Genomic DNA, 12,720 nt, shown 5'->3' on the forward strand with positions numbered 1-12,720 from the left:
CGAGGGGCGACCGTCGCCGCGAGCCAAGATCCGCACCGCGAGGTAGCCACGGATGAACCCGGGAGTTCCGGATTTCGACACAGTTAACCAACCGGCCCTGACGATTACGAGTATGACAAGAGATATCAACCCGTTCGAAAGCTTACAGGAGCAGATCGACGACGCCGCCGCGCACGTCGACGCCGGCGACGACGTGATCGAGCGCCTGAAAAACCCCGAGCGGGTGTTGGAGATGAACTTGACGTTCGAGCGCGACGACGGCACGCTGGAGACGGTCCGAGCCTACCGGTCACAGTTCAACGGCGACCGCGGTCCATATAAAGGCGGTATCCGGTATCACCCGGCCGTCAGCCGGGACGAAGTGAAGGCGCTGTCGGGGTGGATGGTGTACAAGTGTGCAGTGGTTGACATTCCATACGGCGGCGGCAAAGGCGGCATCGTCATCGATCCGACGGAGTACTCCGAGACGGAGCTCGAACGCGTCACCCGCGCGTTCGCGACCGAGCTTCGACCCCTGATCGGCGAGGATAGGGATATCCCCGCACCCGATGTTAACACGGGCCAACGGGAGATGAACTGGATCAAAGACACCTACGAGACGTTAGAGAACACGACGGCTCCCGGCGTCATCACGGGAAAGGCGCTCGACTCGGGCGGTAGCGAGGGACGCGTGGAGGCGACCGGACGGTCCACGGCGCTTGCGGCACGGGAGACGTTCGACTGGATCGGCGACAGCATCGAGGGAAAAACCGTCGCCGTGCAGGGATACGGGAACGCCGGCTCGGTCGCGGCCTACCTCCTCGAGGATCTCGGAGCCGAGGTGGTTGCCGTCTCCGACTCTTCGTGCGGCATCTACGATTCCGATGGGATCGACACACGAGCAGTGAAGGCGCACAAAGCCGAAACGGGAAGCGTTTCGGGCTACGGAGACGCCGACATTCTCACCAACGAGGAGCTGCTGACGCTCGACGTCGATCTGCTCGTGCCGGCAGCGCTCGAGAACGCGATCGACGGGGACCTTGCGGCGGAGGTTCGGGCGGACGTGATCGCCGAGGCGGCGAACGGTCCACTCACGCCCCGCGCCGACGAGGTACTGGCCGACCGGGACGTGTGGGTCGTCCCCGACATCTTCGCGAACTCCGGCGGCGTCACCGTCTCCTACTTCGAGTGGGTCCAGAACCGACAGCGCTTCCACTGGACGGAAGAGCGCGTCAACGAGGAGCTCGAACGACTGATCACGGACGCGTTCGGTGGAATCGTCGACGCCTACGAGACTCACGACCTGCCGAACCTCCGCACCGCCGCATACGTCGTCGCGATCGAGCGAGTCGCCGACGCGTACGAACAGGGCGGTAATTGGCCCTGAGCTGACGTAATAGGGTGCTATCGTGATGTGGCGACAGCTACCAACCGACACATATATTCGATTAGAAATGATACCCTCACACATGGCTGGTCGTACTAACTCGGTGAAAGTCCCGCGAGCCGGGGAGAGACGGCTCGTCTCCGACGCCACGAATCGGCAGACGCGAGCGTGGCGTCACAGCTATCAGAGGGAGTAAACGTGGTCTCGCGACTGATCGAACGGATCGCCCCTTCCGGTGTGCATGACCTCGACGCCGTTCGTGATGCCGAGACGATGCGGAACGCGGCCGACCGCGAGGCGCTCGCGAGCCGCGTTCCACCCGGCTGGAGCGTCCGCTCCGATATCGTGTTGTACGGAAACGACACGCTCACCGACGTCCTCGTGTTCAGACACGACCGGACCCGACAGGAGCTCGTCGTCGTCCCCGAGTCGAACCTCGACCCGACCGGCCCGGTGCAGTTCTACCATCTCGACCGCAGCTCCGGTACCCGTCGAGAGCTTCCGGTCCGTCGGTCGTCGCTGTCCGACGGACTCTCGTTCGCGCTCGACCGCATCGAGCGGTGGACGCGTCTGTTCGACCGACGTGGCAGCGCACTCCCGGCCGAGATGCGATAACTCCAAGCGACGCGTCGGGATGCGATCGTCAGGCAGTCGCTTCGACGTCCGACAGCTCCTGCGCGAGGAACGTCGCTATCGGGACGTCCGCGTCCTCGACGAATCGCGCGAGCTGCGTTCCGTCCGCCGCCTCGACGACGACCGTTGGAATCAGTTCGATCCCGTACTCGTCGACGCCGGGTCCGTCCTTGCCGTTCTCCCCCTTCGTAACCGGGTACTGTTCGATCCGGTCGTCCGGGATGCCGGCGGCCGCAAGCGCCGCGCCGAACCGCGGTAGCTGCGCCTGACAGTCGCCACACCAGTCGCCACCCCACACCTTGTACACGTAGTCGCCGTCGAGCGCCGCGAGAACGTCCTCGTCGAACGTCTCCTCGTCGATTTCCGGATCCGGCGCGAGCGTTTCCAGCGTCATGGCCGCCGGTACGTCGCGAATCCTTTTAACAAGCGCGTCGGTGGCAACGGCTCGCACCACGAGCGAGACCGGAGCGTGCGGATCCGTGACTCGTCCGGCACTCCGTGACTCGTCCGGCACTCCGTGTCGCAACCGCTTTGCGGCTCCCGGCGATAGGCGGCGTATGAGCGACGCCGAAAGCGACACCCTCGCCGATCTCCGGACCGGTGCCGACTACCAGTTCGGTGCCGGCGCCGGCGCGGCGCTGTTCCCGTCGGAAGGGTCGACGACGATCCGGCGGTCGAGCGGCGGGCGCCCCAGACAGATCATCGCGGGCGACGTCGACGACACGCCGGGCAGCGCCGAGGGGGACCGGATCGCCTCGTACGGAACCGACGGGCGGTTCACCCTGGGGATCACGGGGGGGCTGCGGCTCCTGTCCGCGTTTCCGGCACCGGCGCGTCGGGTGGTCGTCGGTGAGGAGAGTGAGCCGTTCGTCCGCGACGGCCGGAACGCGTTCGCGAAGTTCGTGACGGTGGCCGACGACGGGATCCGACCCGGCGACGAGGTGCTCGTCGTGAACGACGACGACGAGCTCTTTGCGGTCGGCCGAGCCGAACTCTCCGGCGCGGAGGCGCTCGCGTTCGACTCCGGAGTCGCCGTTATGGTCCGAAGCGGTGTCGGACGGACGGACGACGCCGAACACCCGTCGTAGCGTCCGCTCCGTGACCGTCCCGACGGGCCGAATGCAAACGAGGCGTCGACAGTTCGCACTCCCACACCTGTCCGCGGCACAACCGGCTTATCCGTTCGTCCCGAAGAGCTCGTATGAGCGAGGGTGAACCCGCGGATCCGGCGGAGCTGACCGACGCGGAGTGGCGAGCGCGACTCTCGGACGAGGAGTATCGGATCCTTCGTGAGAGCGGCACGGAAGCGCGCTTCTCCGGGGAGTACGTCGACCACAAGGCTGACGGGACGTATCGGTGTGCCGCCTGCGGCGAAACGCTGTTTGACTCGGAGACGAAGTATGACTCCGGCTGCGGCTGGCCCGCCTTTTATGCAGCCGAGGAGGACGCAGTGACGACGACGCTCGACACCAGCCACGGGATGCGCCGCACGGAGGTGCGCTGTGCGAGCTGTGACTCACATCTCGGACACGTGTTCGATGACGGTCCCGAGCCGACCGGGGATCGCTTCTGTATCAACTCCGTCGCGATGGAGTTCGACGCGGAGTAGTCGTCGAGACCGAACGGTCCTCACCGGACGACCGTCACCGGTACGGACGCACGGCGGACGACCGTCTCCGCGACGCTGCCGAGCAGGAGTCGCGCCGCTCCATCTCGTCCTTGGCTACCCATGACGACCGCGTCGACATTCTCGGCTCGGGAGACGATCGCGGCGGCGGGATCCCCCTCGTCCATCGCCGTGTCCAGATCCCCCTCGTGACCGGCGGCGTCCGCGAGCTCGTGTGCGCGCTCGAAGACGTTTTTCGCGTGTGCTTCGGCCGCCTCCGCGACCTTGTCATCCAGGACGACGGCAGGACCGGCAGCCGTCGTCACGGCCGTGACATCGATGACGTGGGTGACCACGATATCCGCGTCCGGATCGTTTTCGATGGCGTACGTAAGCGCCTCTTCGGCCGATTCGGAACCGTCCATCGGAACCAGAATAGTCCTCGACATGATTACATGTTGCAGTTCACATCGGATTGGTAAAAACCCTCCCCCCTATGATGCCAGGTTGTGGCGGCTCCAGCCCGGAAGTTCGGGCAATATGATGGGCTACCACGTCGGTGGCGAGAAGCCGGCGTCGTCGAGGATCGGTTTCCACCGTTTTTGAACGGAGAGACGGGAGACGTCCATCGCGTCGGCGACTGTGGCCTGCGCTCGCTCCTGACCGGTTATCAGGGCGGCGGCGTAGAGGCTTGCGGCCGCAGCCGCAGGTTTTGATCGCTCCTCGTCGGGGACCGCAGAGAGGAACAGATCCGTCGCAGTCGTGAACGCCTCGTCGTCGAGATCTAGCGACTCCCGGGCGTCGTCGATCCGATCGACCCATTCGGCGTTGTCGACCCGGTCGCTCGCCCGATACATGTTCGGTGGTTGCCCGTCGAGGTATAAAAGGCTCGCGCGGCGTGCACACGACGATCCGGCGTGTCCGCGACCGCGTCGGTTCGTTAGGTTCTTGAGTCGGTTTCGTCTACGAGAGGATGCGCGCGGGTTGCCGAGCCAGGCCAAAGGCGCAGCGCTTAGGACGCTGTCCCGTAGGGGTCCGCCGGTTCGAATCCGGTCCCGCGCATCGACATCCGGGCGGCTATACGTCGGCGTCCGGACGGCTACGCGTCGACGTCAGGATCGACTTCCGTGATGATGCCGGACTCCTCGCTCGTGATGATGATGATCCGGTCGGTTAGATCCTCCATCGTGTTCGCGAGTTCGTCGAGCAGCACGGCGAGTTCACGATAGACCAGCGGTTGGTCGACGCCGGTTTCGAAAGCGGTCGTGATGGCGTCGTTCCGAAGCTCGTCACAGCGGCTTTCGAGTTCCCGGATCGCTTCGATACCGTCCGTGAGCGTCTCCGTGGCATCGCTCCGGGCCAGCCCGTGGATGAACCGCTCGGTGACGTCCGACAGCACGTCGGTCATCTCGACGATCGGATCGGCCATCGCGGCGAGTCGCTCGAACGCTGCGGCGTCCGGGTCCGGCTGCATCATCTCAAGCTCCTGGGCGATCCGCTCGGTGTGGTTCGCGACCACGTCGAGTTCGTTTACGAAGTCTATCAGTGCGGACTGGTTGTGGTTGATTCTGGTGTTCAACAGCCCGATCTCCTTCGCATCGGCGTTCGTGATCGCTGCCGTGATCGACCGCCGACGCTGATCACACTCACTTTCGATCGACTCGATGCGCTCGACGGTGTCTCGGTAGTCGCCGTCGTTCGCGTAGTGGTCGAACAGCTCCGGCAACAGCGCGGCACAATCGCCGAGCCGATCGCAGTACGCGGCGGTTCTGGATTCCAAGGACGCGCCGAAATCGGTGTCGGTAGTCACGTTCGTACGTATCGGCGGTGACCGAAAAACCGTTCGTTCGGCACCTCAAACCGGCAAAGGAAGCTCGAGGACGGGTGTGTGGAGCCGGGGGAGTTCGAAGCCGCCTACGACGACTGCCCGCCGACCCCGATAGACGGGTGCACTCTCGGCGTGGAACTCCCGGCGTGATTCGGCTGCTCCCACCTCTCATCGATCGAGTAACCGTTCGAACAGGAGGGATTTGGCCTGCACGACGGCCCCGACAATGCGTGCTTTGGTCAGGATGAGGAGGCTGACGACGATCACGAACGGAGAGAGTACTATCAGGGCCGAAAGGACCTGAGCCGACCAGATGGTTCCGGCCCCTTCGCCGGCGATGGACGTCGCGTCGATCATGAACAGCGCGAACCCGATCAGCATGATAAACGTCCCGAGGTTACTCTCCCCGATACCCATTCCTCCCGGATACCTGCGGATGTTTCTGGCGATGCTACGACCCGTGAGCAGCTGGATGACCGGAGAGAGCACCACGACGAGGAGGAGGGCCACTGCAATGACGCCGCCGGCATAGATCCCGAGGATCATGTCGGTGTCCACGCCGGCTGCCCGGGCTTCCAGCTCCTCGGCCAGCGAGCTCTGATGGTTTGGAACTGCCAGTAGCAGTCCGGTCGTGACGTCGGTGATCCTCTCGGTGGCCGTCGGCGGCGGCGGTTGCTTCTCTATGGGCAGCGATATTTCCACCGTCCGACCGTCGTCAGGATCGTCGCCAAAGTAGTAGATCGCCTGCCCGGTTAGTTCGTACTCGCCCGGTTCGAGCAGATCGATGGTTATCCGTTGTTCTTCGAGTGCTCCGGGGTCCAGCTCCGTTGTGGTGATGAACTGACCCGCGGTTCCGCTGTCGATGTCGCCGGTTCCCGACACGTCGGCACCGCTTGGAGCCTCGAGAACGAGCTGGACCGTTAACTCGTCTTCGGGATGGAGATTTGCAGCCGAATGGCTCAGCTGGACCGTCTCACCTGGCTCCACGGTCGTCCGCTGGGTCTGGAGATTGATGTTCACCCAATCGGTGTCGATAACGAGCTCCTCGTCGGTCTGAGTGACGTTTTCGGAGGTCTCCTCGGATCCCCCCGCTCCTCCCACCGCAAACCCGCACAGCAGGAGTACCACGAGAGCTATCAACAGCCCCTGGTGCAGCCGAGTACTCATTATTTGACCGGGGTGGTAGCTGAGCGAATCGGCATCGCCCGTGCCGCCCTCCATCGAGTAGCAGAGCCTCTCGTACGGATCCAACTGGACCACGAGACGCGACCGCGGTGACGAGAGGTCGTCACAGCAGTCGTTTCGTTGTCGGTGGCGTGTGTGTGCATCTCCACTGTGGAATCACAAGCGCGACTACTCACCGTCGCCGGTCAGCCTAGCTTTGAGTGCGTACGCAGCGCCGCCGATCCCTGCGAGGGCACTCGGAGCGCCGAATCCGGGGGCGCTGAAGATGCTTTCGTCCGGGTCGTCCGGATCGTCCGGAGCCGGGTTCGGTGCCTCGACGTCGATGGTGTGTCTGATGCCGCTCTGTTGGACGGACTCCTCCGGATTGCCCTCGAACCAGAGTTCGTAGTCCGCGACGACGGTGACGCTGTCACCGGCTTCGGCACCTTGCGTGTGGAGCTCAGCGCGGATGTCGCGGATCTCTCCGGGCCGTACCTCGAAGGTTCCCACGACGAGGTCCGTGGTGGCCTGGTCCCACTCCGCGCCGCCACCCCACTGAAAGCCCGCGTCAGTGAAGCTGAACTCGAGATCGACGATGATGGTGCAGTCATCCGGGATCATCTGATCCGGCCGGAAGTTGGCCTCGACCACGGCCGGATCCTCGCTCGTGATCCGACTGTGTGGCGTGGTGACACTCGTCCGGCTCATACTGGGAGCGCCATCACATGCCGTTTCCGCATCGTCGTCGGAGTCGTCGTCAGGCTCTTCGTCATCGTCGGTCTCCGCTTCCTCCTCGTCGTCGGTCTCCGCTTCCTCCTCGTCGTTGGTCTCATCACCCGAAGCGTCATCATCTTCGTCGGTGTCGTCGTCCTGCGCCGAGACCGGCGTTGACCCGACACCGATGGCCGTTCCGGTGAGTACGCCAACCGCTGAAGTTTGCAGTAGTTTCCGTCTATACCAACCAGCAGTGTCTGGTTCAGTACCACCCGACATAGATCAGCATGCTACGATACAAAAGTATAAAATTATCCTCGATCGGAACATGTTCGGTGGAAAACCGCTGTGTCCCTCGGTGTCAAGCTGTTGGGTCGAGGAGAACGAATCACACCGCATCGCTCGTCACGTGCTGATACACCCACAGGTGACCCTCCCCGTCGGGCAAGTCGATCGGGTGGTACGTTCGCCGCAATCGTTTGCCGTCGGCCAGTTCGATCCGCTCGTTCGTGACCGGCTCGCGCGCAGCGACGACCTCGTTGATCCGCTCGACGAACCCATCCGGGTCGGCAAACAGCTGACTGACCTCGACGGCGAACCGTTCGCAGTCGCGGCCGACCGCCTCCGAAGGCGATCCCTCGAGATCGAGCATCTCGTACAGCTGCTGATTCATGGTGAGCACGCAACGGTCGGCGTCCTCCGCGAGGACGCCCGCCGAGAGCGAGTCGAACACGGTCGACAGGACCGCGTTCGTCCGCTCCAGCTCCCGCTTTCTTGCCTCCCGGTCGGTAATATCCTCGAACTGCGAGAAGATGGTTATCACGTCTCCCGCATCGTCGGTGACGACCTGATTGTGCCACGAACAGCGGATCCGCTCGCCGTCGGCCCGAACGTTCTCGTTAACGCTCCGGAACCCGCCTTTGTTGTCGAGCAGCTGTCGCTCGACCTCCGCGACCGTCCGCGCCTCGTCGTCAGGAACGATCGGCATCCACGTCCCACCCACGAGCTCCGACGCGTCGTACCCGAGGATCGACTCGGCCGCCGCGTTCACCCGCACGATCCGGAATCGGTCGTCGTACTCGATCGTCCCGAGCGGCGACTGGTCGATGAACCGTGAGAGTCGCTCCTGGCTCGCTGCGAGTGCTCGCTTCGACCGGTGCTGGTCGATGGCGTTTCTGACCCGATTCGCGAGGACGGTAAACTGGTCGCTGCCCGGTTCCTTTTGAATGTAGTCGGTTGCGCCCGCGGAGATCGCTTCGCTCGCGATCTCCTCGCTCCCTTTCCCGGTGAACAGCACGAACGGCACGTCCACGTCCCGATCGCGGACCCGTTCGAGGAACTCGAGCCCGTTCATCTCGGGCATGTCGTAGTCGCTCACCACGCAGTCGAACCGTTCGTCGGCGAGCTGCTCCAGCGCAGCGGACGCGCTGGTCTCGGAGGTGACGTCGATCGATCCGTCGATCCGATCGAGATACGCTGTCGTGAGGTCGACGAACGCCGGATCGTCGTCGACGTGGAGGATCCGACGCTTTTCGACCACCTCGGAGCTCGATCGTCGATCGGACGTTCGCATACGCTGACAACGTTTTCCATCCAGCCATATGTTTTTACGGGTGCTTTCGGGGAATGAAAAGAAACAGTGTATAATAAAAGACCGTTATATAAATACACGAGATTGATCATCTGGGCGACCGTACCAGCAACGTGGAGTCATGACTGAACGACTGGAGGGAGCGGTCGCACTGGTCACGGGAGGATCGTCAGGAAACGGCCGTGAGATCGCGCTCACGTTCGCCGACGAGGGAGCGCGCGTCACGGTTGCAGACGTTCGTGAGGAGCCGCGGGAGGACGGCACACCGACCCACGAACTCATCGAGCAGCGCGGCGGTGAGGCGCTGTTCGTCGAAACCGACGTCAGCGACGTCGACGCGCTACAGAACGCGGTCGATGAAACCGTCGAGACGTTCGGCGCTCTCGACGTCATGGTCAACAACGCGGGCGTGTTCCCGGGTATGCAGCCTGTCACGGACGTCGACGAGGAGGACTACGACACGCTGATGGACATCAACCTCAAAGGCGTGCTGTTCGGGAGCAAGCTCGCTGCCGAAGTAATGCGCGAGCAGGAGGACGGCGGCGCGATCGTCAACCTGTCCTCCATCGCGGGACTCAACGGATTCGACGACTCGTCGTTGTACTGTGCCTCGAAGGGCGGCGTCGCCAACCTGACCCGGGAGCTCGCGATGGAGCTCGGCCCCGATGGGATCCGGGTGAACGCGATCAATCCGGGCGTGATCGAAACGGCGATGACGACCGAAGACGAGGAGGTTGCCGGGACGATGACGGGGACCATCCCGCTACAGCGAGATGGGCTGCCGGAGGACGTCGCCGACGTGGCGCTGTTCCTCGCGAGCGACGAGGCGTCGTACGTCACGGGACACAACCTCGTCGTCGACGGTGGCCTCACGGCGAGTGCGTGAACGGCCGGGCGACGGACGATACTCGCTATTTGTTCGTCGGTGCAGCCGACGCGCCAGTCGCCTCCCGGCTTTCCGACGTGTGTTCCCGGCTCTCCGACGTGTGTTCCCGGCTCTCCGACGTGTGTTCCTGGCTCTCCGACGTTCGAGCGGACCGAAACAGTCCGACGAGCGCGACGACGACGAGGATCGCCCCCTCGATCCGAGCGACGACGTGGAGCCATTCGCGCGCCTCGGCATCCGCAGCGTTCCGATACGCGACGCGCGTGAACAGTCTGACCACCCAGTTCGGCACGAGCAGCTCGACGACGCCGAGGAGTCCGACGACAAGCAGGAGAACGGTTTTCATACCGGCGTTACACCGGGTACGGACAAAAACGATGCGACGCCCGGGAGCGAGCCGCCGGAGTACCGGTCGACCGCGATCCCTACCGAAGCGGATTACCGATCGGCCGCGAGCGTCGTCGGCTCCACGTTTCGCACCGCGGCGAGGATCTCCGCGAACCCGTCGTCGTCGGTCGCGATCACGTTGCCCGCCGAGTCGTCGGGCGACACGCCGAAGCGTATCGTCGGAAACGGCGTTCCCGAGAACCCCTCGAGAAGAACCAGATCGTAGTCGCGGTCGGCGAACCGACGAAGCGTCGCGTACAGGGCGTCGCGCTTGATCGCGTCAGCATCTCCGACTCCCGGGGCGTCACCGATCGGCGACACCTCGAACGAGAGCGTCGGCGTGATCCCTACGACCGACGCCGCACCCGCAGTCCGATGACGATGGGTGTCAGTTCCGGGCGTGTCGGGCTCGATCTCGTGATGGATCGACTTGACCGTCCCGACGGTACGCTCGCCGCGTAGCTCCGCGATCAGCCGCTCGACGAGCGTGGTCTTGCCGGCGTCGCTCGGCCCGGTGACGCGAACGACCGCGAGTGTGGGCGACCGGTTCGACGGTTCCGAGGGAGAGCCCTCATCTGTCATCGACTGATCGTGGCGACGTCGGGAGTTAAGAGATCCGCGTGTTCGTCGACGTCGGCAAGCGAACCGCGGAGCGAGTCGTCAGCGTGTGTCGCGGGGACGGTGACGAGCGGGGAAAGCCGCTCGACGATGCCGCGGAGGCTCGTTCGAGGACAGGCGTCATCGACCGCTCGCTGGAGCTCCGCAACTCGGTAGACGCCGTGCAGCGGCTCCGGACGACCGTCCGAGAGCGGAACGACGCCGGCGGGGGAGAGTCGCTCGGCACGCTCACCGAGGAGTCTGATCGCCCGCGGGGAGAGCCACGGCATGTCGCCGCCGCAGACGAACACCCATGGCGTGTCGACCGCATCGAGCGCGGCCGCGACGCCAGCGACTGGCCCCTCGTACGCCGGATCGTCGTGGACGAACGACGGTCTGACGCCGGTGATCGCGTCGGCGAGCCGGTCGGCATGCCCCCCACCGCGCGTGGCGACGACCGGATCCCGTCGCGTGGCGCGCGCCGCCGCCGCAGCCGCACGGTCGATGAGCGGCTGCCCGTTCAGTTCGGTGACGAGCTTGTCCTGCTCGCCGAATCGGCGTGATCGACCGCCGGCGACGACGACCGGCGTCGCGTCGAGCACCATCAGCCGACCACCTCCGTTCGGTCGTCGTCGCTGGACGGAGACGACTCGTCGAGCGCGTCGGCGAGATCGTCGACGTAACACGGTTCGGTATCCGCGTTCGCGGGGAGCGAAACGGCCTCGAGGCGGACGATGTCGCGGACCGTCCACGACCCCTCGATGGCCTCGCCGACGAGCCGCGGGAGCCCCGGGCCGCCATCGTCGGTCTCGGTGGCAGTCGCCGCATCGCCGTCATCCGCCGACGGCGGATCGTCGAGTCGTTCGGTCGCGACGATCGCTTCGAGCGCGACCGCAACCGGGACGGGAACGCAGTACCCATCGGCCGAGACGGCGCGGACGTGCGTCGTTTCCGGATCGGCCGACGCCAGCAGGTCCGCGAGAGCCACCCCGCGCCACCGCCCGCCGAACGTTTCTCCGGAGTGACACTCGTACTCGCACGCGGTCGTAACCGATCCGCATCGCTCCCGGACGGTCTCAAGATCGTCGAGCAGGTCGTCGGCATCACGGTCGGTCCCCGATGCAGGCGGCATCACGCGAACACCTCCCGTGTCGCGTCGGATTCAGTTCGCTCGTCGTGCGGGAGGCCGTCGATAAACCGTTTCATCAATCGTTCTTCGGCGCGCTGGAGCGTCTCGCTGCAGGTCGATTTGGCGATACCCTCTCGCTCGGCAAGCTCCGTCAGCGTACACCGCCTCGGGGTGTCGTAGTAGCCGGCGTCGATCGCCGCCAACACGAGCTCTCGCTGGGTGTCCGTGAGCACGCGAGTGGCGGCGTCGTAGCGACCGACGAGCTCCACGTCGAACGTGACATCGAGGGACGCGAGCCGGCGGCCGAGCGCCGAGATGCGCTCGTGGTCACCGGCGACTTCGAGCTCGGCGCCGCCGTCGACGACCTCGATCGGCGGCTCGATCGGGAGTCCGGAACGGCGGGCCGCGTCGAAGAAGCGTGGCGTCTCGGCGGTGACGTGAAGGGTGGTCTCGAACTCGCCGGTGCCGAGCGTCTCGACGCGGTCGACGGCGTCGTGGTCGCGGAGATCGTCGACCGTGTCCGTTCCCGGTCCCGCGACCGAAAGCAGCGTGTAGCCAACCCCGTCGTCGGTGACGACGCCGAGGATCCGATACGTCGTCCGCGGATTCGCGCGTGACACGTCGGCGATCCACGAACCGTCCGGGAGTCCGAGACGGAACTGGACCCACGTCATCGGTATCCCCCCGGAGGCGTCCGGGCGTGGCCGATGGCCTCAACTGGGGTTCTCGACGGGGACGAACCGGAGACGGCGTCGGCGTTCATCACGGATCGACGAACGAATCGCTCCCCCCTCTGGATATCCCTTCATTCGTTTCGTG

17 protein-coding genes and 1 tRNA gene are annotated in these 12,720 nt (G+C 64.8%); 6 read left to right on the top strand and 12 right to left on the bottom strand.

Annotated features, from left to right (window positions below):
• Nucleotides 1–112 precede the first annotated feature (112 nt).
• Both ACYQ0R_RS02180 and ACYQ0R_RS02185 read left to right on the top strand, forming a co-directional pair.
• Nucleotides 113–1,366 (top strand): Glu/Leu/Phe/Val family dehydrogenase, encoded by a 1,254-nt coding sequence (locus ACYQ0R_RS02180; protein WP_459820704.1) that lies wholly within the window; start codon nucleotides 113–115, stop codon nucleotides 1,364–1,366.
• A gap of 198 nt (nucleotides 1,367–1,564) precedes the next feature.
• Nucleotides 1,565–1,981, top strand: a complete 417-nt coding sequence (locus ACYQ0R_RS02185) for a hypothetical protein (protein ID WP_459820705.1) — start codon at nucleotides 1,565–1,567, stop codon at nucleotides 1,979–1,981.
• A gap of 28 nt (nucleotides 1,982–2,009) precedes the next feature.
• On the opposite strand, the gene ACYQ0R_RS02190 is transcribed toward ACYQ0R_RS02185, so the two are convergent.
• The gene (locus ACYQ0R_RS02190) at nucleotides 2,010–2,393 is read right to left on the bottom strand and encodes a TlpA family protein disulfide reductase (protein WP_459820706.1); all 384 of its coding nucleotides are present in this window, start codon (nucleotides 2,391–2,393) and stop codon (nucleotides 2,010–2,012) included.
• Nucleotides 2,394–2,556: 163 nt separating this feature from the next.
• On the opposite strand from ACYQ0R_RS02190, the gene ACYQ0R_RS02195 reads away from it, so the two are divergent.
• The gene (locus ACYQ0R_RS02195; RefSeq protein WP_459820707.1) at nucleotides 2,557–3,087 is read left to right on the top strand and encodes a PUA domain-containing protein; all 531 of its coding nucleotides are present in this window, start codon (nucleotides 2,557–2,559) and stop codon (nucleotides 3,085–3,087) included.
• A gap of 113 nt (nucleotides 3,088–3,200) precedes the next feature.
• Nucleotides 3,201–3,608: a peptide-methionine (R)-S-oxide reductase MsrB gene (msrB, locus tag ACYQ0R_RS02200; protein ID WP_459820708.1), complete on the top strand. Its 408-nt coding sequence runs from the start codon at nucleotides 3,201–3,203 to the stop codon at nucleotides 3,606–3,608.
• Nucleotides 3,609–3,628: 20 nt separating this feature from the next.
• Here the strand turns inward: msrB and ACYQ0R_RS02205 are convergent, their stop codons facing one another.
• Nucleotides 3,629–4,054 (bottom strand): universal stress protein, encoded by a 426-nt coding sequence (locus ACYQ0R_RS02205; protein ID WP_459820709.1) that lies wholly within the window; start codon nucleotides 4,052–4,054, stop codon nucleotides 3,629–3,631.
• Nucleotides 4,055–4,153: 99 nt separating this feature from the next.
• Nucleotides 4,154–4,462 carry a transcription initiation factor IIB family protein gene (locus ACYQ0R_RS02210; protein WP_459820710.1) on the bottom strand — a complete coding sequence of 103 codons (309 nt, stop codon included), beginning with the start codon at nucleotides 4,460–4,462 and terminating at the stop codon, nucleotides 4,154–4,156.
• A gap of 120 nt (nucleotides 4,463–4,582) precedes the next feature.
• Between ACYQ0R_RS02210 and ACYQ0R_RS02215 the strand changes: the two genes are divergently transcribed.
• Nucleotides 4,583–4,667: transfer RNA gene (locus ACYQ0R_RS02215), tRNA-Leu, on the top strand.
• 37 nt (nucleotides 4,668–4,704) lie between these two features.
• On the opposite strand, the gene ACYQ0R_RS02220 is transcribed toward ACYQ0R_RS02215, so the two are convergent.
• The 4 genes from ACYQ0R_RS02220 to ACYQ0R_RS02235 form a co-directional block, all read right to left on the bottom strand.
• Entirely contained in the window at nucleotides 4,705–5,415 is a 711-nt protein-coding gene (locus tag ACYQ0R_RS02220) for a DUF47 domain-containing protein (protein ID WP_459820711.1), read from the bottom strand.
• A gap of 186 nt (nucleotides 5,416–5,601) precedes the next feature.
• Nucleotides 5,602–6,693 (bottom strand): COG1361 family protein, encoded by a 1,092-nt coding sequence (locus ACYQ0R_RS02225; protein ID WP_459820712.1) that lies wholly within the window; start codon nucleotides 6,691–6,693, stop codon nucleotides 5,602–5,604.
• Between the two features lie 93 nt (nucleotides 6,694–6,786).
• Complete coding sequence (locus tag ACYQ0R_RS02230) at nucleotides 6,787–7,590, bottom strand: PGF-CTERM sorting domain-containing protein (RefSeq protein ID WP_459820713.1); 804 nt, start codon at nucleotides 7,588–7,590, stop codon at nucleotides 6,787–6,789.
• Between the two features lie 109 nt (nucleotides 7,591–7,699).
• On the bottom strand, nucleotides 7,700–8,884 hold the full coding sequence (locus tag ACYQ0R_RS02235; RefSeq protein WP_459820714.1) for a PAS domain-containing response regulator: 1,185 nt from the start codon (nucleotides 8,882–8,884) through the stop codon (nucleotides 7,700–7,702).
• Nucleotides 8,885–9,023: 139 nt separating this feature from the next.
• On the opposite strand from ACYQ0R_RS02235, the gene ACYQ0R_RS02240 reads away from it, so the two are divergent.
• Nucleotides 9,024–9,788 (top strand): SDR family NAD(P)-dependent oxidoreductase, encoded by a 765-nt coding sequence (locus ACYQ0R_RS02240; RefSeq protein WP_459820715.1) that lies wholly within the window; start codon nucleotides 9,024–9,026, stop codon nucleotides 9,786–9,788.
• A gap of 25 nt (nucleotides 9,789–9,813) precedes the next feature.
• Here the strand turns inward: ACYQ0R_RS02240 and ACYQ0R_RS02245 are convergent, their stop codons facing one another.
• The 5 genes from ACYQ0R_RS02245 to ACYQ0R_RS02265 form a co-directional block, all read right to left on the bottom strand.
• Nucleotides 9,814–10,134, bottom strand: a complete 321-nt coding sequence (locus tag ACYQ0R_RS02245; protein WP_459820716.1) for a hypothetical protein — start codon at nucleotides 10,132–10,134, stop codon at nucleotides 9,814–9,816.
• A 92-nt stretch (nucleotides 10,135–10,226) separates the two neighbouring features.
• Nucleotides 10,227–10,757 carry a molybdopterin-guanine dinucleotide biosynthesis protein B gene (mobB, locus tag ACYQ0R_RS02250; RefSeq protein WP_459820717.1) on the bottom strand — a complete coding sequence of 177 codons (531 nt, stop codon included), beginning with the start codon at nucleotides 10,755–10,757 and terminating at the stop codon, nucleotides 10,227–10,229.
• Nucleotides 10,754–11,377, bottom strand: coding sequence for a molybdenum cofactor guanylyltransferase (gene mobA / locus ACYQ0R_RS02255; protein WP_459820718.1), 624 nt, complete (start codon nucleotides 11,375–11,377; stop codon nucleotides 10,754–10,756). The genes mobB and mobA overlap by 4 nt, the downstream gene beginning before the upstream one ends.
• Entirely contained in the window at nucleotides 11,377–11,904 is a 528-nt protein-coding gene (locus ACYQ0R_RS02260) for a molybdopterin-dependent oxidoreductase (RefSeq protein WP_459820719.1), read from the bottom strand. The genes mobA and ACYQ0R_RS02260 overlap by 1 nt, the downstream gene beginning before the upstream one ends.
• The gene (locus ACYQ0R_RS02265) at nucleotides 11,904–12,575 is read right to left on the bottom strand and encodes a helix-turn-helix domain-containing protein (RefSeq protein WP_459820720.1); all 672 of its coding nucleotides are present in this window, start codon (nucleotides 12,573–12,575) and stop codon (nucleotides 11,904–11,906) included. Before ACYQ0R_RS02265 ends, ACYQ0R_RS02260 begins: the two co-directional genes overlap by 1 nt.
• Nucleotides 12,576–12,720: the final 145 nt, after the last annotated feature.

The sequence above is a fragment of the Halorubrum luteum genome, assembly GCF_054652935.1.

What these genes read in the sequence shown, in the direction of transcription:
- ACYQ0R_RS02180 (WP_459820704.1), top strand. Translation starts at nt 113, where the DNA reads ATGACAAGAGATATCAACCCGTTCGAAAGCTTACAGGAGCAGATCGAC.
- ACYQ0R_RS02190 (WP_459820706.1), bottom strand. Translation starts at nt 2,393, where the DNA reads ATGACGCTGGAAACGCTCGCGCCGGATCCGGAAATCGACGAGGAGACG.
- ACYQ0R_RS02195 (WP_459820707.1), top strand. Translation starts at nt 2,557, where the DNA reads ATGAGCGACGCCGAAAGCGACACCCTCGCCGATCTCCGGACCGGTGCC.
- msrB (WP_459820708.1), top strand. Translation starts at nt 3,201, where the DNA reads ATGAGCGAGGGTGAACCCGCGGATCCGGCGGAGCTGACCGACGCGGAG.
- ACYQ0R_RS02205 (WP_459820709.1), bottom strand. Translation starts at nt 4,054, where the DNA reads ATGTCGAGGACTATTCTGGTTCCGATGGACGGTTCCGAATCGGCCGAA.
- ACYQ0R_RS02210 (WP_459820710.1), bottom strand. Translation starts at nt 4,462, where the DNA reads ATGTATCGGGCGAGCGACCGGGTCGACAACGCCGAATGGGTCGATCGG.
- ACYQ0R_RS02230 (WP_459820713.1), bottom strand. Translation starts at nt 7,590, where the DNA reads ATGTCGGGTGGTACTGAACCAGACACTGCTGGTTGGTATAGACGGAAA.
- ACYQ0R_RS02235 (WP_459820714.1), bottom strand. Translation starts at nt 8,884, where the DNA reads ATGCGAACGTCCGATCGACGATCGAGCTCCGAGGTGGTCGAAAAGCGT.
- ACYQ0R_RS02240 (WP_459820715.1), top strand. Translation starts at nt 9,024, where the DNA reads ATGACTGAACGACTGGAGGGAGCGGTCGCACTGGTCACGGGAGGATCG.
- ACYQ0R_RS02245 (WP_459820716.1), bottom strand. Translation starts at nt 10,134, where the DNA reads ATGAAAACCGTTCTCCTGCTTGTCGTCGGACTCCTCGGCGTCGTCGAG.
- mobB (WP_459820717.1), bottom strand. Translation starts at nt 10,757, where the DNA reads ATGACAGATGAGGGCTCTCCCTCGGAACCGTCGAACCGGTCGCCCACA.
- mobA (WP_459820718.1), bottom strand. Translation starts at nt 11,377, where the DNA reads ATGGTGCTCGACGCGACGCCGGTCGTCGTCGCCGGCGGTCGATCACGC.
- ACYQ0R_RS02260 (WP_459820719.1), bottom strand. Translation starts at nt 11,904, where the DNA reads ATGCCGCCTGCATCGGGGACCGACCGTGATGCCGACGACCTGCTCGAC.
- ACYQ0R_RS02265 (WP_459820720.1), bottom strand. Translation starts at nt 12,575, where the DNA reads ATGACGTGGGTCCAGTTCCGTCTCGGACTCCCGGACGGTTCGTGGATC.